Source organism: Stappia albiluteola (assembly GCF_014050225.1).
Lineage (GTDB): Bacteria > Pseudomonadota > Alphaproteobacteria > Rhizobiales > Stappiaceae > Hongsoonwoonella > Hongsoonwoonella albiluteola.
Map to the genome: position 1 here is coordinate 81032 of NZ_JACFXV010000006.1, position 24449 is coordinate 105480.

Annotated in this window: 25 protein-coding genes; all 25 read left to right on the forward strand. The window is 64.5% G+C overall.

Annotation, left to right across the window (positions count from 1 at the left end):
- The first annotated feature begins 35 nt into the window (after positions 1–35).
- Positions 36–335, forward strand: coding sequence for a cation transporter (locus tag H2509_RS00455; RefSeq protein WP_235974569.1), 300 nt, complete (start codon positions 36–38; stop codon positions 333–335).
- 5 nt (positions 336–340) lie between these two features.
- On the forward strand, positions 341–589 hold the full coding sequence (gene merF / locus H2509_RS00460; protein WP_182161174.1) for a mercury resistance system transport protein MerF: 249 nt from the start codon (positions 341–343) through the stop codon (positions 587–589).
- A gap of 1 nt (position 590) precedes the next feature.
- The gene (gene merA, locus H2509_RS00465) at positions 591–2021 is read left to right on the forward strand and encodes a mercury(II) reductase (protein WP_182161177.1); all 1431 of its coding nucleotides are present in this window, start codon (positions 591–593) and stop codon (positions 2019–2021) included.
- Between the two features lie 96 nt (positions 2022–2117).
- On the forward strand, positions 2118–2786 hold the full coding sequence (locus tag H2509_RS00470; protein ID WP_182161179.1) for a MerR family transcriptional regulator: 669 nt from the start codon (positions 2118–2120) through the stop codon (positions 2784–2786).
- Between the two features lie 3 nt (positions 2787–2789).
- A complete protein-coding gene (locus tag H2509_RS00475) occupies positions 2790–3467 on the forward strand; it encodes a cytochrome c biogenesis protein CcdA (protein ID WP_182161181.1) in 678 nt (225 codons plus the stop codon).
- 99 nt (positions 3468–3566) lie between these two features.
- Positions 3567–5039 (forward strand): hypothetical protein, encoded by a 1473-nt coding sequence (locus H2509_RS00480; RefSeq protein WP_182161183.1) that lies wholly within the window; start codon positions 3567–3569, stop codon positions 5037–5039.
- Between the two features lie 4 nt (positions 5040–5043).
- Entirely contained in the window at positions 5044–7605 is a 2562-nt protein-coding gene (locus tag H2509_RS00485) for a heavy metal translocating P-type ATPase (RefSeq protein ID WP_182161185.1), read from the forward strand.
- Positions 7606–7622: 17 nt separating this feature from the next.
- A complete protein-coding gene (locus H2509_RS00490; RefSeq protein ID WP_209001710.1) occupies positions 7623–8324 on the forward strand; it encodes a cytochrome c biogenesis CcdA family protein in 702 nt (233 codons plus the stop codon).
- A gap of 103 nt (positions 8325–8427) precedes the next feature.
- Positions 8428–10464, forward strand: coding sequence for a conjugal transfer protein TraG (locus tag H2509_RS00495; protein ID WP_182161190.1), 2037 nt, complete (start codon positions 8428–8430; stop codon positions 10462–10464).
- A 116-nt stretch (positions 10465–10580) separates the two neighbouring features.
- Entirely contained in the window at positions 10581–10982 is a 402-nt protein-coding gene (locus H2509_RS00500; RefSeq protein WP_182161192.1) for a ribbon-helix-helix domain-containing protein, read from the forward strand.
- A gap of 29 nt (positions 10983–11011) precedes the next feature.
- Positions 11012–11944, forward strand: a complete 933-nt coding sequence (trbB, locus tag H2509_RS00505) for a P-type conjugative transfer ATPase TrbB (protein WP_182161245.1) — start codon at positions 11012–11014, stop codon at positions 11942–11944.
- An 11-nt stretch (positions 11945–11955) separates the two neighbouring features.
- Positions 11956–12264, forward strand: a complete 309-nt coding sequence (locus H2509_RS00510; protein ID WP_085126703.1) for a TrbC/VirB2 family protein — start codon at positions 11956–11958, stop codon at positions 12262–12264.
- Positions 12264–12533, forward strand: a complete 270-nt coding sequence (locus H2509_RS00515) for a VirB3 family type IV secretion system protein (RefSeq protein WP_182161194.1) — start codon at positions 12264–12266, stop codon at positions 12531–12533. The genes H2509_RS00510 and H2509_RS00515 overlap by 1 nt, the downstream gene beginning before the upstream one ends.
- Positions 12527–14992, forward strand: coding sequence for a conjugal transfer protein TrbE (gene trbE / locus H2509_RS00520; protein WP_182161196.1), 2466 nt, complete (start codon positions 12527–12529; stop codon positions 14990–14992). The genes H2509_RS00515 and trbE overlap by 7 nt, the downstream gene beginning before the upstream one ends.
- On the forward strand, positions 14989–15702 hold the full coding sequence (gene trbJ, locus H2509_RS00525; RefSeq protein WP_182161198.1) for a P-type conjugative transfer protein TrbJ: 714 nt from the start codon (positions 14989–14991) through the stop codon (positions 15700–15702). Before trbE ends, trbJ begins: the two co-directional genes overlap by 4 nt.
- Before the next feature lie 21 nt (positions 15703–15723).
- Entirely contained in the window at positions 15724–17067 is a 1344-nt protein-coding gene (gene trbL, locus H2509_RS00530; RefSeq protein ID WP_182161200.1) for a P-type conjugative transfer protein TrbL, read from the forward strand.
- Positions 17068–17070: 3 nt separating this feature from the next.
- The gene (gene trbF / locus H2509_RS00535; protein ID WP_182161202.1) at positions 17071–17790 is read left to right on the forward strand and encodes a conjugal transfer protein TrbF; all 720 of its coding nucleotides are present in this window, start codon (positions 17071–17073) and stop codon (positions 17788–17790) included.
- Positions 17787–18788 (forward strand): P-type conjugative transfer protein TrbG, encoded by a 1002-nt coding sequence (gene trbG, locus H2509_RS00540; RefSeq protein ID WP_182161204.1) that lies wholly within the window; start codon positions 17787–17789, stop codon positions 18786–18788. Before trbF ends, trbG begins: the two co-directional genes overlap by 4 nt.
- Positions 18789–18799: 11 nt before the next feature.
- Positions 18800–20020: a TrbI/VirB10 family protein gene (locus tag H2509_RS00545; RefSeq protein WP_182161206.1), complete on the forward strand. Its 1221-nt coding sequence runs from the start codon at positions 18800–18802 to the stop codon at positions 20018–20020.
- Between the two features lie 11 nt (positions 20021–20031).
- Entirely contained in the window at positions 20032–20355 is a 324-nt protein-coding gene (locus H2509_RS00550; RefSeq protein ID WP_182161208.1) for a DUF2274 domain-containing protein, read from the forward strand.
- A gap of 3 nt (positions 20356–20358) precedes the next feature.
- Positions 20359–20673, forward strand: coding sequence for a DUF736 domain-containing protein (locus H2509_RS00555; protein WP_182161210.1), 315 nt, complete (start codon positions 20359–20361; stop codon positions 20671–20673).
- A 250-nt stretch (positions 20674–20923) separates the two neighbouring features.
- Positions 20924–21550: a type IV toxin-antitoxin system AbiEi family antitoxin domain-containing protein gene (locus H2509_RS00560; protein WP_182161247.1), complete on the forward strand. Its 627-nt coding sequence runs from the start codon at positions 20924–20926 to the stop codon at positions 21548–21550.
- On the forward strand, positions 21540–22478 hold the full coding sequence (locus tag H2509_RS00565) for a nucleotidyl transferase AbiEii/AbiGii toxin family protein (protein WP_182161212.1): 939 nt from the start codon (positions 21540–21542) through the stop codon (positions 22476–22478). The genes H2509_RS00560 and H2509_RS00565 overlap by 11 nt, the downstream gene beginning before the upstream one ends.
- A 71-nt stretch (positions 22479–22549) precedes the next feature.
- A complete protein-coding gene (locus H2509_RS00570; RefSeq protein WP_182161214.1) occupies positions 22550–22777 on the forward strand; it encodes a hypothetical protein in 228 nt (75 codons plus the stop codon).
- Between the two features lie 29 nt (positions 22778–22806).
- Positions 22807–24449, forward strand: a 1643-nt coding sequence (locus H2509_RS00575; protein ID WP_182161216.1) for a recombinase family protein, incomplete at its 3' end; no start/stop codon positions are given.

A 24449-nucleotide genomic window follows, 5' to 3' on the forward strand; every position in this document is an offset into this window, starting at 1 on the left:
ACATGAAACGACTTCTCATCGCTACGGCGGGATTGATGGCCATCGGCGTGTCCGGCCTTCCCCTTATTGCTTCGGCTCCCTCGTCCGTTCTCGTTTCGGCCGCGCAGGCGGCGGAGGCCGAACGGACCGCCACCTTCGATGTGCCGGGCATGACCTGCGCGCTTTGTCCCGTGACAGTGAAAAAGGCGATGGAAGGTGTGGAAGGCGTGAGTCAAGTCGAGGTTGATTTCGATACCAGAACGGCGATCGTGGTGTTTGACCCGTCTGTGACGAGCGTTGAAGCGATCGCCGCCGCTTCGGCCAATGCGGGATATCCGGCGGCAGCAAGAGGTTGAGTCCGGTGAAGGACGCGACGTTCCTCAGAGCCGGGATCGTCGGCTCGATTGTCGCCGCAGTCTGCTGCTTCACGCCCGTACTCGTGATTCTGCTTGGGGCCGTCGGCCTATCGGCCTGGCTCGGCTGGATCGACTATGTGCTTTTCCCGGTCCTCGCAATCTTCCTCGGTTTGATCGCCTACGGCCTTTGGCGGCGGCAGCGTGCTGCGGCGTGCTGCTCAAGCGAGACCCAACAGAACAAGGAAAGCGCCTGACATGTCCGATTGCTGCGCGAACAGCCACAAGGGCAAGAACAACTACGACCTGGCCGTTATAGGCGCAGGATCGGCCGGCTTCTCCGCCGCCATCACAGCGGCCGAACAAGGCGCGAATGTCGCGCTGATCGGTCACGGCACGATCGGGGGGACCTGCGTCAATGTCGGCTGCGTGCCGTCCAAGACCATGATACGTGCCGCCGAGGCGCTGCACAGTGCACGCATTGCCGGCCGGTTTCCCGGACTTGCCGGCGAAGCGCATGTGACGGATTGGCGCGCGCTTATCGGCGCCAAGGACGATCTGGTCGGGACGCTCAGGCAGAAGAAATATATCGACCTGCTGCCCGAATATAACGGCGTCGCCTATCTCGAAGGCGCGGCGCGCCTGAACGGCCGGGGTGTCGTTGTCAACGGCGCCGCCATTGCGGCGGACAAGATCGTCGTTGCGACGGGGTCCTTGCAGGGCGTTCCGGACATTCCCGGCATGGCCGGTGTCCCTTACCTAACCAGTACTACGGCGCTGGAGCTCGCCAATCGGCCTCGTTCGCTGATGGTCCTCGGCGGCGGCTATATCGGCTGCGAACTGGCGCAGATGTTTGCCCGGGTGGGAACGAAGGTCACCCTCGTCACCCGCAGCCGCCTGCTGCCCGAGGCCGAGCCCGAAATCTCCGACGCTCTGGCCCGTTACCTGGAGGACGACGGGATCTCGATCCTGACCGGACTCTCCTATCAGGCGATGAAGGCTGTTGAGAATGGCGTCGAACTGTCCATCGATCGCGAGGGTAGGCCAGAGCTTCTCACAGCGCAGCATGTTCTCGTCGCGACCGGCCGCAGGCCCAATTCAGCCGGTCTCGGGCTTGAGGAGGCGAGGGTGAAGCTTTCCCCGAATGGCGGCATCGTCGTCGATGAGCGGATGCGAACGTCGAAACCCGGCGTCTACGCCGCAGGCGATGTTACCGGTCGTGACCAGTTCGTCTACATGGCGGCCTATGGCGCAAAGCTCGCTGCGCTCAATGCGTTGAACGGCGACAGCCTCGCTTACGACAACAGGGCCATGCCCTGGGTCGTGTTCACCGACCCGCAGGTTGCTGGCGTCGGGCTTTCAGAAGCCCAGGCGAAGGCGCAAGGCTTCGCAACCAAGACCTCGGTGGTGCCGCTCGACCAAGTGCCGCGGGCGCTTGCGGCGCGTGACGTGCGCGGACTCATCAAGCTGGTCGCGGACGCTGACACGGATCGTTTGCTCGGCGCGCAAATCCTGGCGCCGGAAGGCGCCGACAGCATCCAGACCGCCGTGCTCGCCATCAAGCACGGTATGACGGCCAAGGCTCTCGGGGAAACGGTCTTCCCGTACCTCACGACCGTCGAGGGGCTGAAACTCGCGGCCCAAAGCTTTGGCAAGGACGTTGCAAAGCTTTCCTGCTGCGCGGGGTAATGACGTCGGTCTGGTCAGGTTGCAACGGCTCGCCTTCTCACTTGTTGACTCCGTACCAATGTACGGAGTCTATATCTTCTTGAAAGGTGAGGAGCCATGGCAAATCCGATGACGATTGCCCGTGCTGCCGAAAAGGCAGGCGTGGGTGTGGAGACCATCCGTTTCTACGAGCGGCGCGGGCTGATCGCGCAGCCGCCCAAACCCCGTGACGGCGGCTACCGTGACTATGATCTTGGGACCGTCGAGCGCATCCGTTTCATCCGGCAGGCTCAGGAACTTGGCTTTTCGTTGCGTGAGATCGAAGAGCTTCTGGCTCTGAAAACGGACAGGCAAGCGGACTGTGCCGACGTGCGCATGCAGGCGGTCGCCAAGCGTCGGGAGGTCGAGCGCAAGATCGGCCAACTCGAAGAAATCAGGTCTGCGCTCGACGCCCTGATCGCCACTTGTCCCGGAGGTGGAGACTTGAGTGCCTGCACGATCATGGAGGCATTGAGCCATCGGCGCACGGCGGTAACCCCAACGCCTTCGGAAAGCCGATCCGGCAATATGGCAACGCGCACGACATTCAAGATCGACGGAATGCATTGCGACGGCTGCGCGCGCACGGTCGAAGCCGTGCTCTTGAGCGAGCCGGGGGTTAGTGAGGTGGACGTCTCGTTCGGTCGCCGGGAGGCCGCTATCCGTTTCGATCCCGCGGCCACAAACGGGGACCGGCTGAAGCAGGCGATCGTCCGGGTGGGCTATTCGATTACGGGGTCCTCTTGAATAATGGAATTCGGGCTGTTCAATCTCCTCATCCTGCCGTTGGGACTTGGCCTGTTCGGATTCATCGAACCCTGTTCGATCGGTTCCAGTCTGATCTTCATCAAGTATCTGGAAGGCAGGCAGGACACGCAGAAGCTCGCCGAAACGGTGATTTTCGCGGCGACGAGGTCTCTATTCATCGGGAGTCTTGGTGTGGCGGCGGTTCTGGTCGGCTCGGCATTTGTCGGGTTTCAGCGCGGCGCCTGGATCGCGCTTGGGACCGTCTATGGGGCAATAGGTGTCCTCTATCTCACTGGCCGGGCCGGGTTTCTGATGCGGTCACTCGGGCCGAGACTGGCCGGATTGAACGGCACAGGCGGCTCGATCGGGCTGGGGGTCATCTTCGGCCTCAACATCCCCGCTTGTGCCGCGCCGCTTCTCCTGGTCCTGCTCGGCTTCGCGGCAACCAGCGGGGCGAGCGGCTCGGCGCTCATCAGCGGCTTCGTGTCGCTGGCGGTGTTCGGGCTTGCCCTGTCGCTGCCGCTGGTTGCCGCGGTGGCGTTTGAGCCGGCGCGGCGGATGCTCGACAAGCTGGCAGGCCTGTCGGCGCGGATGCCCTTTTGGGCGGGCGTTCTTCTCATTGTCCTCGGTCTGTGGTCGATCTGGCTCGGCGTGTTCGCCACACTGCCGACCTCCGCCTGAATTCATCACGAATGGCCCTTGACTCTGTATCTTGGTACGGAGCGCAAACTGCCTCTCGAACGTGCTCTCCATGGGGGGCACGAGAAATCGGAGGCAGCCATGGTTGTAGGTTTTGCAGGAAGAGCCGTCGCACCGGCCTTCGCCGGCGTCGTCGCCGCAGCCGGCCTCCTCGCCGCCCAGGCGCGGGCGGGAGAAACGTTCCACTACGACGAAACCAATGTCAGGCCGGCCGTCTATTTCGCGGCCCTGTCCAATCTCGCCAATGCGGTGATGTTCTCTGGCCTCGGCGAGGCGCTGATCATCTCGCCCTATGAGCGCGATGAATGGCTGCGTCGCGCCGGCTACGTCACGCGCCCTGCCATGCCGGACATGGCGGCGGTCGGCCCGCTCTACGCCGGCGCGGAGCCCCGCTTTGCCGGTTCGCCGGATATTGCCGTACCGCGGACGCTGGTCTGGAAGCAATCTTCCTTCGACCGGACGCTCGACCCGGGCGCGCAGGCCTGGGCGATGGCCAAGATCGCCAGCCCTGAATTCCACCTGCAATATCACGACCTGCCGGACAACAAGCTCGCCGGGTTGATGATGATCCCGCAGGCGCGCGCGCAGGCGCAAACGCTGGAGCGGCGGCTTCTCAGTCCAGCCGGATTGTTTGTGCCGCTCCATGCTGACGGCGCCTTCGGCGAGCCTTCGCCGCGCGACCAGATCGCGGTGCTGTGGGCGGCGTCCAACATCATCCTGGCTGGCACCAGCGGGCGCGACGACTATTGGCACGCGGCCTACCGCGACCTGACGGATGCCGATAGCTATCGCGGCCTTCTGCGCAATGCGTTCGCGGCGGTCCGAAAGCTGCCGCCGCAGACGCCGGCCGACCGCGGCCTCGCCGTCGAGGCCCTCGGGCGCTTCGCGTTCGCAATCGATGACGATGAGGGACGGGCGGACGCGCTGACGCTTGCCCGTGAACATGTGGAAGCCCTGAAACAAGGTGAGGCGACGGAGATCGAGGATATCGCCTTTGCGATCTATGGCCTGACCGAGGCCGGGCGGCTGCTGGCCGAGCCCGGCTATGGAGAGGCAGCGGCAAGGATATTTCGCAGTCGTTTGCTGCCCCTGTGGGACGATGCGGCCTCGGTTTTCCGCAGCGGAGAGGAGCCGATGATCTATACGCCGCGTCTGGCGGGCGCGGTTACGGCAGCGCTCGATGCCATGCGTTGGCACGGGAAGGGTGAAGAAGTAGCAAGTGCGGCTACGCTGTTCCCGCGCTTCTTCGAGAACGCCGTCATCCGCTCCGGCCTCATGCAGGCGAGCCCGCTGCCGCTGGTGGCAAAGCCCTATCTGGAAAACGAGCTGCCCGAGCACTTCGCCCATCCTGCGCTTTCTGAAGCGGAGCGAACCGGAACGGCGCCCGTCTTCGCCTCCAAAGTGATCTACGAGGATGGCCGTTGGCGTGTAGGCGATCCGGCCTTCCGCACGAGTGACGCCTTGTTCCTCGCCAACATGCTGGCCATTCGGAGCGACGACGACCGGACCGATATCTTCTTGCCCGATGAGCTCATCGGCAAGCTCTCGAGGTGACACCATGCCCGTCGCCGCAACAGAGCCTTCATCCGGGCGGGCCGGTACGCTGCAACTCAAGATCGGCGGCATGAGCTGCTCGTTCTGCGCAAACTCGATCTCGTCGGCGCTCCTGCGGGACAAGGGCGTGCGGGAGGCACACGTGTCGCTCGCCCACGAAGAGGTGCTGATCCGCTTCGCGCCGGAGGAAACCGACGAAGGCCGCATCAAGCGTACGTTGACCGATCTCGGCTTCACGATCCGCGATCCGCGCAAGGTGAGCGCCTTCGAGGAGCAGAGAAAGGCGATCCGTCAGGAGGCGACCGATCTCGCCATGGCGGCGTTGGCGGCGCTTGTCCTGTTTGCGGCCATGGCCGCGATGTGGCTGGGGCTCTGGCAGATGCGCGACTGGCATGCCTGGAGCGCTTGGGCCATTGCCACATTCGTATTCACTTGGAACGGGCGACGCATTATCCGCATGGCCTGGGGTGCGGCCAAGCGCGGTATCACCAACCAGCATGTGCTGCTCTCCGTCGGCGCCATCGGCGCCTATACCGGCGGCCTGCTCGGCGCCCCCATGCCGTGGTTCGGCTGGTACGGTTTTGTCGGCTTCCCCGCGGTCGATTTCTTCGGCGTCGTCGTCTTTCTCACTGCCTATCATCTGCTGTCGGGCTGGGTCTCGCTTCTGGTGCGCACAAAGGCGTCAGAAAGCGTGCGCCGACTGCTCTCCATGCAGCCGGCGACGGCGAATGTCATCCGTGACGGCGGGGAATACGAGGTTGGTATCGAGGATGTTGCGGTTGGCGATCAGGTGCGCGTGCGCCCTGGTGAGCGTATCCCGGTGGACGGCACGGTCGTCGAGGGCGAAAGCGCCGTGGATGAGGCGATCGTCACCGGGGAGTCCATGCCCGTTGAAAAGGCTATCGGCGCAGACGTCATCGGCGGGTCGATCAATCAGACCGGCGCGCTCCTTATTAAGACCACGCGCATCGGCGAGGACAGTTTCCTCCATCAGGTCGCCCGCCATGTCGAGGAAGCTAAGGCGATGAAGCCGGGCATCGTGGTGCTGGTCGACAAGGTGCTGAAGCGCTATGTGCCGACGGTTCTCCTGATCGCGCTCGCCGCGCTTCTGTTCTGGGGCCTTGCCCCGGATGATTGGAGCCGCGAGCCGCATTGGGTACGTGCCATCTATGCCGCCGTCACCGTGCTGGTCATGGGATATCCCTGCGCCCTTGGCATGGCGACGCCGCTGGCGCTGATCCGGGGCGGCGGTATTGCCGCGACTCGCGGCATTCTCATTCGTTCAGGCGAAGCCTTCCAGGTCCTAAAGGACATTACCTATGTCGTGCTCGACAAGACCGGTACCCTGACCGAGGGCAAGCCGCGCCTGGTCAAGATCATTCCCCTGAACGGCTTCGACCGCGAAGAAGCCCTCTCGCTTTCCGCTGCCGCAGAGGAGCATTCCGAACACCCATTGGCCAAGGCGATCGCCGCCGGCGCCCGGGAGGAGGGTATCGTCGGGGCCGAGGCGAGAGATTTCCATTCAGTGACCGGCGGTGGGGTGTCCGCCAGCGTCGATGGCGCGCGGGTGCTGGTCGGCACGGCGCGCCATCTCAGCGCCGAAGGTGTCGATACGGAGACCGCTGAAGCCGCGCTGCAAGAGCAGGAAGCCCGCGCGCATACGGCTGTCGTCCTGGCGGTGGACGGCAGGCCGGCTGCCGTGCTGACGCTGGCGGACACACTGAAAGCCGATGCATGCGAAGCCGTTTCGGCGATCAAGAGACAAGGTGCCACGCCCCTGCTGGTGACGGGCGACAATCGCCTGACCGCCGAGGCGATCGCGCGGCAGGCCGGCATTGACACTGTCCATGCCGAGATCCTGCCGCAGGACAAGGCGGGGATCGTGCGCGATCTGCAAGCCAAGGGCGCCCGCGTGGCCATGGTCGGCGACGGCATCAACGATGCGCCCGCGCTGACCCAGGCCGACGTGGGCATCGCCATCGGTGCGGGCACTGATATAGCCATCGAATCGTCCGACGTCGTTCTGATCGGCGCCCGCGTAAGCGCTGTTGGCGAAGCGATCGGTATTGGCGCCATCAGCTATCGAAAGACGGTGCAGAACCTGTGGCTTGCCTTCTTCTTCAACGGCATCGGCGTGCCGTTGGCGACGACAGGTCTGGTGCATCCCTCCTGGGCGATGATCGCGATGGCGCTTTCGGTCAGCGCAGTGCTCACGAACTCCTTCGGTGGGCGTCTCTTCGACCGCCGCGCCGTACCGGACACTAAGGAGCACGCTGTCATGACGAAACCCCAGGCAAAAAGCCCGCAGGGGCGCGAAACCATCGGGTTTTCCGTGCCGAGTATCCACTGTCAGGGTTGTGTCGACACGCTCACTGCTGGCCTGACGATGCAGGACGGTATCCTCGACGTGAGCGGCGATCCAGCGGCCAAGACGCTTACCGTCACCTTCGACCCTGGCCGCCTCGCGTCCCGGAATATCTCGGACGCGATCATCCGACTCGGTCACCGTGTCGGCGGGCAGGTCGAATCGCCGCGAGCACAAACGAATGGAAAGCAGACCGTATGAGTGGAATCGAAACGCTCTTGCAGAATATCGACGGTCTCACTCCGCTTACGGTCGCCCTCGTCCTCCTGGCGGGCTTTATCGTCGGGATCGCGCCAAGTTCGTTTCCACTGATCGCCGTGGCCACCGGCCTTGGCGCTAGCGAAGGAACGAACGCAACAGGAAATGCACGCATGCGGGGGCTTTGCTTGTCGGCCGGGTTTGCGCTCGGGATCGTTACCGTCGATGCCATCCTGGGAGGCCTGTTCGGTCTCGCTGGCTTTGCGGTGCTCCGCTTGCTGACTTCTGCGCTGGCCTATGTCTACGGACTGCTGGCCCTCATCCTGGCAGTGACCGCACTGGCGTTGTGGCGCGTCATTCACATCACCATCCCGATGCTTCGTCCTTCGGCAGGATCGGCCAGCACGCTTTTCGGCGCCTATGCTCTGGGCTTGCCTTTCGGACTTTCCACATGTCCGGCTTGCACGCCGCTACTCTTCCCCGTCGTGGTCGCGGCGTCCTCGACCGCCGATCCCATTCTGGGAGCCGTGCTCATGGGCAGCTTCGGCCTGGCGCGCGGAACGCCCCTCGTGATTGCGGGAACCACGGCGGCGAGCCTTGCGCAGTTCAGGCACACACGAAGTGTCATGCTCTGGGCCGAGCGCGTGGGCGGCGTATTGCTCATGGCTGCGGCGGGGTATTTCGCTTGGCAGACGGCGCTTTATGCCGGGTGGCTGGCCTGATTTAAGAATGTCCATCGCATTTCAGCGTATATAAAGACCGTAAGCGCTTCCGCCGCGTCGCGCGATTATCGTTCCGTTTGCCTCCATCAACGGAACGACGCCCATGACACCCACCAAGCTCCTGATCGGCCAGATCGCCGTTGTGTTCGCCATCGTCATTTTCGGCGTGTGGACGGCGACTCAGTGGTGTGCGGACATGCTGGGCTATCAGGCGCAGCTCGGCAGCCCTTGGTTCGTTCTCATCGGCTGGCCGGTCTATGAGCCGTGGAAGCTGTTCGAATGGTGGTATTTCTACGAGGCCTATGCGCCGGAGGTGTTCGACAAGGCCGGGATGCTGGCGGCGGGCAGCGGCTTCATGGGCTGTGCCGCCGCGATTGCGGGCTCCCTCTGGCGGGCGCGGCAGAGCAGGCTCGTCACCACCTATGGCTCGTCGCGCTGGGCCGTGAAGGGGGAGATAGAGAAAGCGGGACTGTTTCGTCCGGCGGGCGTGTTCCTCGGCCGGCTGAAGGACCGATACTTGCGCCATGATGGACCGGAGCATGTCATGGCTTTCGCGCCGACGCGCTCGGGCAAGGGCGTCGGCCTCGTCGTCCCGACGCTTCTCACCTGGACCGGCTCGGCGGTGATCCACGACATCAAAGGCGAGAATTGGCAGTTGACCGCCGGCTGGCGCGCAAAGTTCTCGCATTGCCTCTTGTTCAACCCGACCGATCCGCGTTCAGCCCGCTACAATCCGCTGCTGGAAGTGCGCAAGGGGCCGGACGAGGTGCGCGACGTCCAGAACATCGCCGATATCCTGGTCGATCCCGAGGGTGCGCTCGAGCGCCGGAACCATTGGGAAAAAACCAGCCACGCCTTGCTGGTTGGCGCCATCCTGCACGTGCTTTATGCCGAGGAGGAGAAGACGCTGGCGCGCGTCGCCACCTTCCTGTCCGATCCGCGACGGTCCTTCGCGGCGACGCTGCGGCGCATGATGGCGACCAACCATCTCGGCACGCCCGAGGATCCGAAGGTCCATCCGGTTGTGGCGTCGGCCGCTCGGGAGGTGCTGAACAAGTCGGAGAACGAGCGCTCGGGTGTGCTCTCCACCGCCATGTCCTTCCTCGGCCTCTATCGCGATCCTACCGTCGCGGCGACGACCTCGGCCTGCGACTGGCGCATCGCCGATCTCATGGATGCCGAACATCCGGTCTCGCTCTATCTGGTCATTCCGCCGTCCGACATCTCCCGCACCAAACCGTTGGTGCGACTGGTGTTGAACCAGATCGGCCGGCGGTTGACCGAGCGGCTGGAAGGAGACCCGAAGAAGGCCCGCAGGCATCAGCTCATAATGATGCTCGACGAGTTCCCGGCGCTGGGGCGTCTCGATTTCTTCGAGACCGCGCTCGCCTTCATGGCCGGCTACGGCATTCGTGCCTATCTGATCGCTCAGAGCCTCAATCAAATTTCCAAGGCATATGGCGAGAACAACGCTATTCTCGACAACTGCCATGTGCGGATCGCCTTTTCCTCCAACGACGAGCGGACGGCGAAGCGCATCTCCGATGCTCTCGGCACGGCGACTGAACTGCGCGCCCAGCGCAACTATGCGGGCCATCGTCTGGCGCCGTGGCTGTCGCATGTGATGGTCAGCCGGCAGGAGACGGCGCGTCCGCTGCTTACGCCCGGCGAGGTGATGCAATTGCCATCCGCGGACGAGCTGGTGCTGGTCTCCGGCCTGCCGCCGATTCGGGCGAAGAAGCTCCGCTATTACGAAGATCGGAACTTCACGCAGCGTGTTCTGCCGGCCCCGCATCTTTCCGAAGGCGGCTACGAGGACAAACCGGCACCGCGCCCCGACGACTGGAGCGGCCAGGTGCGCGATACCGACGACCGCCTGATGCCTTCCGACGAGGACGGTACCAGGCGCGGTTCTCTTGGCGAGGAAGGCGGGCTTCAGCAGCAGCGCCACCCGGGCTTGGCGGAGGAAGAGACCGCGAAGCCCGTCGAGCCCGGGCAGCCGGATCTTCCGGGGCTCGATGTGGACGAGTCGGATGTCGTCGCCGACAAACGCGCCCTGGATCGGCTGTCGAAGCCGGCGCGCGTCTATGGCGTCAACGAAGCGATGGGGCCGGAGAAGGATATCCTCGAAGGATTCTGATCCCGCGCAAGCATCCGCATGTGATCGCATTCCATCGTACATAAAGGCCGTAAGAGATTCCGGCGCATCCGGCGATCCTTGTCCTGACTTTTTCAAGACTGTCAGGGCAACACTGCATGAAGCCGCGTCACAACATCTACATCGACGAGGAAACGAGCGCCGAGCTGGAAGCGCTGGCGGCCAAGCCTGGCGCCTCCAAATCCGCGATCATCACTGACGCGATCCGCCATTACATCCGTCACCGCGGTGCCCATGCGATCGATGAGGCGTTGAGGATCCGCCTCGACCGGCTGACGCGCGAGAACAACCTCATCCGGCGCGACATCGATGTCCTGACCGAGAGCCTCGCCTTCTTCGTGCGGCTCTATCTCACCTTCAACGCGCACACGCCGATCCCGGACAAGGCGACGCAGGCGGTCGCGCAGGAGCGTTACCAGAAATTCGTCGAGCAGGTCGGCCGCCAGATCGCCGGCGGCAAGCGCTCGCTCGGCCCCAGGGACGAGGAGGAAAACCCGTGAGCACGACTGCCGAGGAACGCCGCCGCGCCATGCTGAAGACGGCGATGGGGCCGACGATCAACGAGGCCCTTGGCGATGCCGCCGTGATCGAGGTGATGGTCAACCCCGACGGCAGGCTCTGGATCGACCGTCTCGGCGAGGGACGCAGCGATGCCGGCCTGCGTGTTCACCCCTCCGAAACCGAGCGGATCATCCGCCTGGTCGCTTCCCATGTCCGCGCCGAGGTGCATGCGGACAATCCCATCGTCAGCGCCGAGCTGCCATCGGGAGAGCGCTTCGAGGGCGTGCTGCCCCCGGTCGCATTGGCGCCGTGCTTCGCCATCCGCAAGCCCGCCGCGAAGATCTTCACCCTAGCCGACTACGTCCGTGCCCAGATCATGGTCCCGATCCAGGCCGAAGCCCTCAGGCAGGCGGTGCGGGAGCGGATAAACATCCTGGTCGCCGGCGGCACCTCCTCGGGCAAGACCACGCTTGCCAATGCGCTGCTTGCCGAGATCGCCAACTGCGACGAGCGGGTGATCCTCATCGAGGATACGCGCGAGCTGCAATGCGCGGCGAAGGATTGTGTGGCGCTGCGCACACGGCCGGGCGTCGTATCTCTGGCCGATCTCGTACGCTCGACCCTGCGCCTGCGCCCCGACCGCATCATTGTCGGCGAGGTGCGGGGTGCCGAAGCGCTCGACATGCTCAAGGCCTGGAACACCGGTCATCCGGGCGGCATCGCCACCGTGCATGCCAATTCCGCGCACGCCGCCCTCTACCGGATCGAGCAGCTCGTCCAGGAGAGCGTCACCGTCATCCCGCGTCGCCTGATCGCCGAGGCGATCGATCTTGTCGTGTTCATCGCCGGGCGCGGCTCATCCCGACAGATCGAGACCATCGCCGAAGTCACCGGCCTCGACGCCAACGGCGATTACGCGGTGACCACGCTTTCCATGCCCCAACTGCAATCGCTCTCGTGAAAGGACATCTCATGCGCAAAAAGCTCCGATTTCTGTCGGCTACCGCCCTCACGTTTCTGCTCACGGCCCCGGCCTATGCGGCGGGCTCCGGCATGCCGTGGGAAGAACCGCTCCAGCGTATCCTGGAATCGGTTCAGGGGCCGGTGGCCAAGATCGTAGCGGTGATCATCATCATTATCACCGGCCTGACGCTCGCCTTCGGTGAAACCTCGGGCGGTTTCCGGCGGCTGATCCAGATCGTCTTCGGCCTGTCCATCGCCTTCGCGGCGTCGAGCTTCTTCCTCTCCTTCTTCTCCTTCGGCGGCGGGGCGCTCGTCTGATGGATGCTGCTCGCCACATCGAGGGCTTCGAAATCCCGGTCCATCGCGCGCTGACTGAGCCCATCCTGCTCGGCGGCGCGCCGCGCGCCGTCGCTATCCTCAACGGCACGCTGGCGGCCGCCATCGGTCTCGGACTCCAGCAGTGGATCGCCGGGCTCGGCCTGTTCGTCGCCGGGCATACGCTCAGCGTTTTTGCGGCCCGGCGCGATCCGGACTTCCTGTCCGTGCTTGCCCGCCACCTGCGTCAACGGGGGTGGTGGCGATGCTGAATCTGGCCGAATATCGCAATAATGCCGACCGGCTTGCCGATTTGCTGCCCTGGGCGGCGCTGATCGAGCCCGGCATCGTCCTCAACAAGGACGGCAGTTTCCAGCGCAGCTTCCGCTTTCGCGGCCCCGATCTCGAAAGCGCGACGGAGGCCGAACTGGTCGGGCTCTGCGCGCGGGCCAACAATGCGCTGAAGCGCCTCGGCTCCGGCTGGGCGCTGTTCTTCGAGGCGGAGCGGCTTGAGGCGCAGGATTATCCGCGGTCCAATTTTCCGGACGCGGCCTCATGGCTTGTCAATGAGGAACGCCGCGCGGCTTTTGAAGAGGGACGGCAGGGCCGGCATTTCGAAAGCCGCTATCACCTCACACTTCTCTACATGCCGCCGCCCGACGCGCAGGCGCGCACCGAGAATGCGCTGCTGGATTCCGACCGGAAGGGGGAAGGGGACGGCGGTGCCCGGAACTGGCGGCAGGAACAGGCCCGGTTCCGGGATGAGACCGAGCGAGTGCTCGATCTCCTGTCCGGTTTTCTGCCCGAGATCCGTGCGCTCGACGATGCCGAGACGCTGACCTTTCTGCACGGGGTCATTTCGACGAAACGCCATCCCGTCGCCGTGCCCGAAACGCCGATGTATCTCGACGGTGTGCTGGTAGACACGCCGCTGACCGGCGGCCTGGAGCCGATGCTCGGCGACTGGCATTTGCGGACGCTGACGATCCTCGGTTTTCCGAACGCGACCCGCCCCGGCATCCTCGACGCCCTGAACCATCAGGATTTCGCCTATCGCTGGGTGACGCGCTTCTTGCCCCTGGACAAGACCGCGGCGACGAAGGTGCTCACGCGGCTGCGCCGGCAGTGGTTTGCCAAGCGCAAGTCGATCACCGCCATCCTGCGCGAGGTGCTGACCAACGAGCCTGCTGTACTGGTCGATAGCGACGCCGACAACAAGGCGCTCGATGCAGACGCCGCTTTGCAGGCGCTCGGCAGTGATCATGTCGGTTTCGGTTATCTGACGACGACCATCACCGTCTGGGACGAGGACCGGGATACCGCGGAGGAAAAGGTCCGCGCCGTCGAGCGCATCGTCAACGGCCTCGGCTTCACCTGCATTCGGGAAACGGTGAATGCCGTCGAAGCCTGGCTCGGTTCACTGCCGGGCCATGTCTACGCCAATGTCCGGCAGCCGCTCGTCCACACCCTGAACCTCGCCCATCTCATGCCGCTCTCGGCGGTGTGGGCCGGACCGGCGCACAATGCCCATCTCGACGGCCCGCCGCTACTCTATGCGGAAACCAGCGGCTCCACACCGTTCCGTTTCTCCACCCATGTGGGCGATGTCGGCCACATGCTGATCGTGGGTCCGACCGGCGCAGGCAAGTCGGTGCTCTTGTCGCTGATCGCACTGCAATTCCGGCGCTATGCCGGCTCTCAGGTCTACATCTTCGACAAGGGCAATTCGGCGCGCGCCGCCGTGCTCGCCATGGGTGGGGAGCATCATGCGCTGGGTGCGGCCCCTGATGACATCACGAACGCGCTCGCCTTCCAGCCGCTCCGCGACATCGACGATCCGGCGACGCGAAGCTGGGCGGTTGAATGGATCGGCGCCTTGCTGGCGCACGAGAAAGTCACCGTCACCCCGGAGGTGAAGGAGGCCGTCTGGTCGGCGCTGAAGAACCTCGCCACCGCGCCGGCCGAGGAGCGCACGCTCACCGGCCTGTCCGTCCTCGTCCAGGCGAACGCCCTCAAGGCCGCGCTCCAACCATACACGCTCGATGGTCCCTTCGGCCGGCTGCTCGACGCCGCCGACGATCGGCTGGCGCTCTCCGACGTCCAGTGCTTCGAGACCGAGGAACTGATGCACGAGGCCAGCGTCGTCCTGCCGGTGCTGACCTATCTCTTCCACCGTCTCGAGGAGCGGTTCACGGGCAATCCAACCCTGTTGGTTCTCGACGAGGCCTGGGTCTATCTCGACAATCCGCTCTTCGCTGCGCGCATCCGCGAATGGCTGAAGGTCCTGCGCAAGAAGAACGTCTCGGTGATCTTCGCGACGCAGTCGCTGGCGGACGTGGCCGACAGCGCCATCGCACCCGCCATCATCGAGTCCTGCCCGCAGCGCATTTTCCTTCCCAACGACCGCGCCGTCGAGCCGCAGGCACGGGCCGCTTATGAGCGCTTCGGTCTCAACGATCGGCAGATCGAACTGATCGCGCAGGCAACGCCGAAACGGCACTACTACCTGCAATCGCGCCGCGGCAACCGGCTGTTCGAGCTGGGCCTCGGTCCCGTGGCGCTCGCGCTCTGTGGCGCCTCCGATCCCGCCGCGCAGACGCTCATCGACACGATCCTGGCCGAGCGTGGCCGGGAGGCCTTCGCCGTCGAATTCCTGAAGGCGCGCGGCCTCGATTGGGCCGCAGACATCATCGGCCGCTTCTCTCCCCAAACGCAGGAGCCAACACCATGAAACGCACGTCTCTCGCGGCGATCGTCGCCGCATCTCTTGCCATCGCTGCGCCACAGGCGGGCCATGCCGCCTGGCCGGTCTTCGATGCCACCAACTACGGTCAGAATGTCCTGCAGGCGGCGCGTGCGCTGGAGCAGATCAACAACCAGATCCAGCAGCTCCAGAATCAGGCGGTCATGTTGCAGAACATGGCAAAGAACCTTCAGCGGCTGGATTTCTCCTCGCTCGGACAACTCCAGGGGGCGCTGAACCGTATCGACGGGCTGATGATGCAGGTCGACGGCCTCAGCTTCGACCTGACGCAGCTCGAAGGCCAGTGGCGGCAGCAATATCCAAGCTCGTACGACGCCACGGTCAGCACCAGCGATATCGCCACTGCCGCGCGCGAGCGCTGGCAGAGTGCCATGAACGCTTTCCGCCAAACCATGCGGGTGCAATCGCAGATCGTCGAGAACGTGCGCGCGGACGAAGGGCTACTCACCGATCTCGTCAATCGGAGCCAGGGCGCCGTCGGGGCGCTGCAGGCGCAGCAGGCCGCCAACCAGCTCATTGCCCTCTCGGCCAAGCAGCAGATGCAGATCCAGACGCTGATGGCCGCCCATTACCGCTCCGAGGCCGAAGACGCCGCGCGCAAGGCGCAGGCGGAGGAAGCGGCGCGCGAGACCACGCGCAGGTTCCTTGGGTCCGGCTCCGCCTATTCCGGGAACTGACGGACGGGGAGGTGGCGCGCGATGAACGATCTCGGCATTATCGACCGGTTCATGGAGACCTTCAGCCGCTACATCGACAGCGGCTTCGGACTCCTGTCGGGTGACGTCGCCTTCCTCACCACCATCCTGATCGGCATCGACATCACGCTGGCAGGCCTGTTCTGGGCTCTGGGCGGCGAGGACAACATCATCGGGCGCCTGATCCGGAAGGTGCTCTATGTCGGCGTCTTCGCGCTGATCCTCAACAACTTCCAGAACCTTGCCGAGATCATCTACAGGTCCTTCTCCGGTCTCGGAATCCAGGCCGCGCCCGGCACGCTCGCCGCCGACGATCTGCTCAAACCTGGCAAGATCGCCGCCACCGGTTATGAGGCGGCGTATCCGCTCATCGATCAGGTCGGCAATCTCGTCGGCTTTCCGGAAATCTTCGGCAACGCACTCACCGTCTTCGTCCTGCTGCTGGCCTGGTTCCTGGTCCTCATCGCCTTCTTCATTCTGGCGATCCAGCTCTTCATCACGGTGCTCGAGTTCAAACTGACGACGCTCGCCGGTTTCGTCCTTGTGCCCTTCGCGCTCTGGAACAAGACGTCGTTCCTCGCCGAACGGGTTCTCGGCAACGTGATTTCCTCCGGCATCAAGGTGATGGTGCTCGCCGTCATCGTCGGCATCGGCTCGACGCTGTTCGCTTCCTTCACCAACGGCCTTCAAGGTCAGGAACCAGACCTTGCCGCCGCCATGTCGCAGGTGCTGGGCGCCCTTGCGCTGCTCGGTCTCGGCATCTTCGGCCCCGGCATCGCCTCCGGTCTTGTTTCCGGCGCGCCACAGCTCGGCGCCGGTGCCGCTCTCGGTGCGACGGGCGCTGCGGTGGGCGCGACCATGCTCGCCGGTGGCGCGGCGCTTGCCGGCGCGCGCATGGCCGCTGGCAGCGGTCTTTCCGCCATCCGTGCGGGCACGGCGATGGGGGCTGCCGCATCCTCCGCCTACCAGCTGGGGCAGGCGACCTCGGGTGCATCCGGCATGTCAGGCGTCGCGGCCGGTGTCGGTGGCATGGCGCGCGCTGCCGGCGGAGCCGCCACAAACGCCGCGCGCCAAGTCGCGGGTCGCGCCACCTCCTCTCTGAAGCAAAGCGCCGATGCCGGCCGCCGTGGCGCCTGGACTGCCACCGGAGGCACGCCGACCGCCTCCATGTCGGAAGCAGCCGCCGCATCGGCGAGCGCCCCCGCCAACGCCGCGCCTGATTGGGCAAATCGCCTGCGCTCCGAGCAGACGGCGCGCGCCCATCGGCACACCGCCACCCAAGCCATCAAGGACGGCGACCGACCCGGCAACGGCGCCAATCCCTCCCTCAATGACAAGGACGACTGACCCATGTTCTTCCGACGACCGATTCAGCGATACGGCACGACGCCAGAGCCCGTCACTCCCTATCAGAAGGCCGCCCAGCTCTGGGACGAGCGCATCGGCGCGTCCCGTATCCAGGCGAGAAACTGGCGGCTCTTGGCCTTCGGCTGCCTGGCGCTTTCCGTCGGTCTTTCCGGCGGTTTGCTCTGGCAGTCGCTGCATAGCCGCGTCACGCCCTATGTGGTGGAGGTCGACAAGTTCGGCGAGGCGCGTGCCGTCGCGCCGGCAATCCAGAACTACCAGCCGGCCGACGCCCAGATCGCCTGGCACCTCGCCCGCTTCATCACCAACGTCCGTTCGGTGTCCACTGATCCGGTGCTGGTGCGCCAGAACTGGTTGGCCGCTTACGATTTCGCCACCAACCGCGCGGCGCTGTTCCTGAACGATCACGCGAAGAAGAACGATCCCTTCAGCGCGATCGGCATCCGCAGCGTCTCGGCCCAGGTGACGAGCGTGGTGCGGGCCTCCGATGCCTCCTTCCAGGTCAAGTGGACCGAGCAGGTCTTCGATCGCGGCAGCTTCGCCCGAACCGAACGCTGGACCGCGATCCTGACCGTCGTGATCCAGACCCCGCGCACCGCCGAGCAGCTCCGCAAGAACCCCCTCGGCGTTTTCGTCAACGCCATCGACTGGTCGCGCGAACTCGATGCTGCCGCGCCGCAATCTCCCAAGGAGTCCTCTCAATGAAGAAGAATGTGTTGATCATCACCGTTTCGGCGCTGGCCCTGTCCGCCTGCGCCACAAAGCCTTTGCCGCCGGCGATCAGCTACGACTCCGACGACTTCAAGCCGGCCGTCATCGACAGGGAACCGGCCAGGCCGGTGAAGATCGTCGAGGTGCCGAAGGTTCTGCCATTGCCGGGCCAGCTTCAGCCAGAGCCCGGCGAGGTGACCGAGGACAAGCGACCGCCGACCCAGCGGGTCGAGGACGCCAACAAGGCGGCGACGCAGGAGCCGACGAAATACGGCTATGTCAACGCCATCCAGGTCTATCCCTATACGGAAGGGGCGCTCTACCGCCTCTATGCGGCGCCGGAGCGGGTGAGCGATGTCGCCCTGCAGCCGGGCGAGAAGCTGACCTCCGTTTCCGCCGGCGACACCGTGCGCTGGGTGATCGGCGATACGGTGAGCGGCGCGGGCGACAGCGAGCGCACCCACGTGCTGGTCAAGCCATTCGCGCCGGGCCTCAAGACCAATCTCGTCATCACCACTGACCGGCGTGCCTATCACCTCCAGCTCGAAAGCACCGAGAGGACCGCCATGGCGGCGATCTCCTGGACCTATCCGTCCGATCAGCTTCTCGCCCTGCGCCGGCAGAACACAGCGGCCGAGGCGGCGCTGCCGGTCGCCTCGAGTGTGGCGTTGGAGAATATCCGCTTCCGTTACGCCATCACCGGCGACAGTCCGCCCTGGAAACCGCTGCGCGCCTTCGACGACGGCCACAAGGTCTATATCGAGTTCCCCCGCCGCATCGACCAGGGCGAAGCGCCGCCGCTCTTCGTCGTCGGTGCCGACGGCGGCAACCAGCTCGTCAACTTCCGCATACGCGGCAACTACTACATCGTCGACCGCCTCTTCGCCGCCGCCGAGCTGCGCCTCGGCACCAAGCCGCAGCAGGTGGTGCGGATCTCCCGAACCGACGGGACGCCACGGCGCACCGTGCTGTTTTCGCGCACGGACCGGTAGGGGGAGGGGCCATGACGGATACCGCCGCACCCACGCCAAAACCTGCCGCTTCGTCCAAGCGCGATCCCGGCAAGCTGGACTTGCGCGCCGCGCCCCGCCGTGTCGTCCGCTTCAGGCGCGGTCTTGTCATCGGCGTAGCCGCGCTCGGCTCCGGCGCCATCCTCGGCGTGACCATGATAGCGCTGCAAAGCCCGGCCCTGCGCATTCAGGACCAGGCCGAGGAACTTTACAACACCGAGCGCAAGCCGACCCCGGATGGCCTTGCTGCCCTGCCAGGGGATTACTCGCAGGTCCGTCCCGGGACACCTAAATTGGGGCCACCGCTGCCGGGCGACCTCGGCCGGCCGATCCTTGAACGCCAGCGGCAGCTTGGGATTGCGCCGGGAGGATCGGAATTGTCCGCCGAGCAGCAGCGCCTCGCCCAACAGGCCATTCAGGCGAAGGAGGCCGGCGTTTTCTTCCGTATCGAGAACCGGCCGCGGCATGACACGCCGGCAGTGACGGGCCAGTCCCAGCAAATGGCAGCAACGGAGACCGGTTCGCCCGATGCCAGCCGCCTGGCGCTCGACCCAGAGCGCGACCAGAACAACCAGCAGCGCAAACTGGATTTTCTGAGCCAGCGCGATAGCGGCGGCATCTACAATCCCGATGCTCTGCAGACGCCGGTCTCGCCCTATCAGGTGATGGCCGGCAGTGTGATCGCCGCGAGCCTGATCACCGGGATCAATTCCGACCTGCCGGGCCTCGTCGTCGCCCAGGTGACCGAGAACGTCTACGACACGGTGACCGGCCGCACGCTGCTCATCCCGCAGGGCTCGCGCCTCATCGGCGCCTATGACAGCGTGATTGCCTTCGGCCAGTCGCGTGCGCTGCTTGTCTGGCAGCGCATCATTTTGCCCGACGGTTCCTCCATCGAGATCGACAATCTGCCCACCACCGACACGGCCGGCTATGCCGGGCTCGAGGATGAGGTCGACTACCACACCTGGCGGCTCATCAAGGGCATCGCGCTCGCCACCCTGCTTGGTGTCGGCACGGAGCTGAGCCTCGGCAGCGACGAGAGCGATCTGGTCCGGGCCATCCGCGAATCCACCCAGCAGAACGTCAGCCGGGCCGGCCAGCGCATCACCGAGAAGAACCTCAACATCCAGCCGACCATCACAGTCCGTCCAGGCTGGCCGCTCAAGATCATCGTTCACAGGGATCTCGTATTGCGCCCCTACCAGGGCTGAAAGGATCGATCATGGCCAATCTGAAACTCGGAAAACTCCCCGACCGCACGCCGGCGAAGATCACCATCACCGTCGGCGCCGACCTCAACCAGGCGCTCCGGGACTATGCCGCTCTCTACCGCGCCACCTACGGCGAGGCCGAATCTGTCGCCGAACTCATTCCCTTCATGCTGGAGGCCTTCCTCGACAGCGACCGCGCCTTCGCCAAGGCGCGCAAGGATGGGTTGCCGGAGACGGACACCGACAAACCGGCGCGCCGCGCCCGCTCAGCGCGCGCGGGCGATACCGAAGCGGCGTCGCCCGCTGTCTCATCCACATCGCAGTTCGAGGAGTGACCCATGCAAATCGGCGCCTTCACTTTGTCCAATGACGGCGGCTGGACCGGCTCCATCCGCACGCTCACCATCGACACCAAGGTCCGGCTCGTCCCCAACGACGACCGGACCCACGACAACGCCCCGGCATTCCGCGTCCTTGTCGGCAACGCCCGCATCGGTGATGCCTGGGATGCCCGGACGACGGGCGATAACCCGAAATACTATCTCCGCGTCCGTCTCGACGACCCGAGGCTTCCCGAGCCCTTCACCGCCGCCCTGTTCCCCTCCGAGGAGGGGGATCGGGCGCAACTCGTCTGGAACAGGCGGCGGGAGTAGCGGAGATTGACGAACTGCCTTTCTTTAGCGCGGCAAAGGAGCCGAGCCAAAACCTTCTTGCGTGATGCGGAAGGGTGGCCGGCGGCCGGATCGGCATTTCGAGTTTTGCTCATTTCGATGGCTCCAAACCATCAATTAGGAACTCGTCCGAAATCGGACTTGGCGGGAGCGCCGGTTGCAGGAGCTTTTCGAATGCGCCAGGATGTGATAGAAGGTCGGCATATACATGGAAAAGCCGACAGATCATCACATGCCCGCGCATCGTGCCGAATCTCAGAAAGAAGCAGCCGTCAGACTCCTTGGCGAGCAGGGCATCATGCGGTTGTCAGAGCTGAAGGCGGCCGGGGTCCACTATCAGACACTGGCCCGGATGACGGAAGACGGCTCCGTCCTGCGTGTCGGCCGCGGCCTCTATCAGCTTCCGGAGGCCGATTACTCCCTGACCCACAGCCTTGCAGAGGTGGCCAAGGCCGTGCCGAAAGGGGTGATCTGCCTCATCTCCGCTCTCCAGTTCCACGAGCTCACGCTTCAGGCGCCGCCCCATATCTGGGTCGCCATCGGGCGCAAAGAGCGGATGCCTCGCATCAGCTATCCACCGGTCCGGGCCATCCGGTTCGGCGAAAAGGCCATGTCGGTCGGCGTCGAGCGCCATGTGATCGACAAGGTCGAGACGCCGATCTTCGATCCAGCCAAGACCATCGTCGACTGCTTCCGCTATCGCAAGGAGATCGGCATCGACGTCGCCCTCGAAGGACTCCGCAATGGGATCCGCAGACGCAAGGCGCATCCCGACCGGATCGCCGCCTATGCCGGGGAGCTTCATATCTGGTCAATTCTCAAGCCCTATCTCGACGCGACGGTGGCCGATGAAGGATAAGCGCAAGAACATCGCCCAATCGGTGCGCGACCGGCTCCGGACGGTCACCGTCCGACTGCGCCTGGACTACAACCTCGTTTTGACCCGCTACGTGCTTGAACGCTTGCTGTATCGCCTGAGTGTGTCGTCGCAGCGAGATCGCTTCGCGCTCAAAGGCGCCATGCTATTTGTCGTCTGGACGACGGACATCATTCGTCCGACGCAGGATCTCGACCTGCTTGGTTTCGGTGATTCCGACGTCGATGCGCTACGAGATGCGTTTCGCGACATCATGGGCACATCTGTCGTCGATGACGGCGTCGTGTTCGATCTCGACTCGGTGCGCGCTGAACCGATTCGGGCGGAGCAGCTCTACGACGGCGTTCGGGTCAGCGCGCTGTCATTCATCGGTACGGCGCGCGTGCCGATCCAGATCGATATCGGTTTTGGCGATGCAGTCACGCCAGACCTGGAGGAGCAGGAGTATCCGGTGCTGCTCGATGCCCCGGCACCGCGGCTCAGGATCTATCCGCGCGAAACGGTCGTTGCCGAGAAACTCGAAGCGATCGTCGATATCGGCACCCGCACCAGCCGGATGAAGGACTTTTACGATCTGCTGTCCATGGCTCGCCTCTTTGCTTTTGACGGACAGACGCTCTCGCAGGCCATTCGGGCCACGTTCGAGCGCCGCGAGACAGAACTGCCGGATACGGTGCCGCCGGCGCTATCGCAAGACTTCGCCGCTGACATGGACGCCATGGAGCGCTGGAATGCGTTCGTCCGGCGAACGCCGCTGCCGATCGATCCGCCGAACCTGACCGGGGTCGTCGAGGAGATCACAAGGTTTGTCATGCCGCCGACAATTGCGGCGGCATCGGGAAAGTCGTTCACGCAGAATTGGCGGCCATCCAAGGGATGGACGGCAGAAGTGTCAGAGGAGCGTACATAAGGGCCATAAGAGTAATCCGCGCCTCGGGCGATCCTTTTCCGGTGTGTACCAATACTGGAAAGGTTCGACCCATGAAGGAAAAGGAGGAACAGGCGGCTGCGCTCATCCCGCCCCCGACGAACGATAATGGGCCAGACCAAATGGCGGGGGAAGAAGCCGAGCGGCACCTGGACACCATCGCACGGGCCATCGGCCGCCACATCGCCCGCGAACACATCAGGGCCTGGGAGCGGGTGCGGCGGAAGCGGGCAGCGAACGACAACCGGCCAGAGAAAGAGGGGCGGGAACCGGACGGGTAAAATCCGCCCTTGAGAGAAAGGAAAGTCTTATGACCCGCGTTGCGCTATACGCCCGCTATTCCTCGGACAATCAGAGCGTTTCCTCCATCGAGGATCAGTTCCGCATTTGCCGGGACCAGGCGGCGCGGGAGAAGTGGAAGGTGGTGGGGGCCTACAAGGACGCCGCCATTTCGGGTGCGAGCGTCACCTTGCGGCCGGGCATCCAGGCGCTCTTGCAGGACGCGCAGGCGGGCAAGTTCGAGGTCGTGCTGGCGGAAGCGCTGGACCGTATCAGCCGCGACCAGGCCGATGTCGCCATTCTCTACAAGCATTTCAATTTTGCCGGCGTGACGCTCGTGACGCTTGCCGAGGGCGAGATCTCCGAGCTGCATGTCGGTCTGAAGGGCACCATGAACGCCCTGTTCCTGAAAGACCTCGCCGCCAAGACCCACCGCGGTCTGCGCGGCCGAGTCGAGAAGGGAAAGGCGGGCGGCGGCCTCTGCTATGGCTATGACGTCGTGAAACGTCTCAACGGCGATGGCGAGCAGGTGCGCGGCGAACGGAAGATCAACGAGGCCGAGGCCGAGATCGTCCGCCGCATCTTTCGCGAATTCGCCGCCGGCAAGAGCCCCAAGGCTATCGCCGCCGATCTCAACCGCGATGGCATTCCCGGCCCCAATGGCAAGGCTTGGGGCGACACCACCATTCGCGGCCATGTCTGCCGGGGCACCGGCATCGTCAACAACGAGCTCTATGCCGGTGTGCTGGTCTGGAACCGGCTGCGCTACATCAAGAATCCAACGACGGGAAAGCGCGTCTCTCGCGTCAACCCGGAGTCCGAATGGATCAGGACCGAGGTGCCAGAACTGCGCATCGTCGACGAAGACCTATGGCAGGCGGCGCGGCGGCGGCAGGAGCAGATCTCCAAGCAGTTCGAGAATGTCACCAAAGGCGTGCGCGCCTATCGTGCCAGGCACGTCAACGAGCTGCGACGTCCGGCCTTCCTGTTCTCGGGCCTGCTCAAATGCGGCTGCTGCGGCGGCAATTACGGCATCATCACCCGTGACCGCTATGGCTGTCTCAATCGTTATCGGCGGGGTACCTGCGACAACGGCCATACCATCCGTCGCGATGACATCGAGCAGCGTATTCTGTCCGGTCTTACCGAGCGGCTGGTTTCGGCCGACAGGGTCTCCAAGGCCGTGCGCGCCTATGCCGAAGCGCTGAACAGTCAGAACCGTGAACGTCGGGCGCAGGCGGAGCTTGACCGTAGGGCGCTGGACAAGATCGAACGCGGCATCGCCGGCATCATGGCGGCGATCGAGGATGGCATGTATCAGACCGCCATGAAGGATAGGATGGAGGAACTTGAGCGCCAGAAGGAGGATGTCCTGGCGCGTATGGAACAGGCGCCCGAGGACGTCCCCGACATTCACCCCAACATCGCCGAAATCTACAAAGCCAAGGTGACGCAGTTGAGCGAGGCTCTGGCTGATCCCGAACTGCGCGATCAAGCTGCCGAGGCGTTCCGCGCGCTGGTCGACGCGGTGGTGGTTGAGCCCGGCGACAAGCGCGGCGAAGTCAACGCCACCTTACGCGGCGAGGTGATGAACATCCTCGACATCGTTTCCGGGCGCAAAACCCGAAACCGGTCCCAAGTTATAACAAAAGACGTTGCGGGCCCCCGCAACCA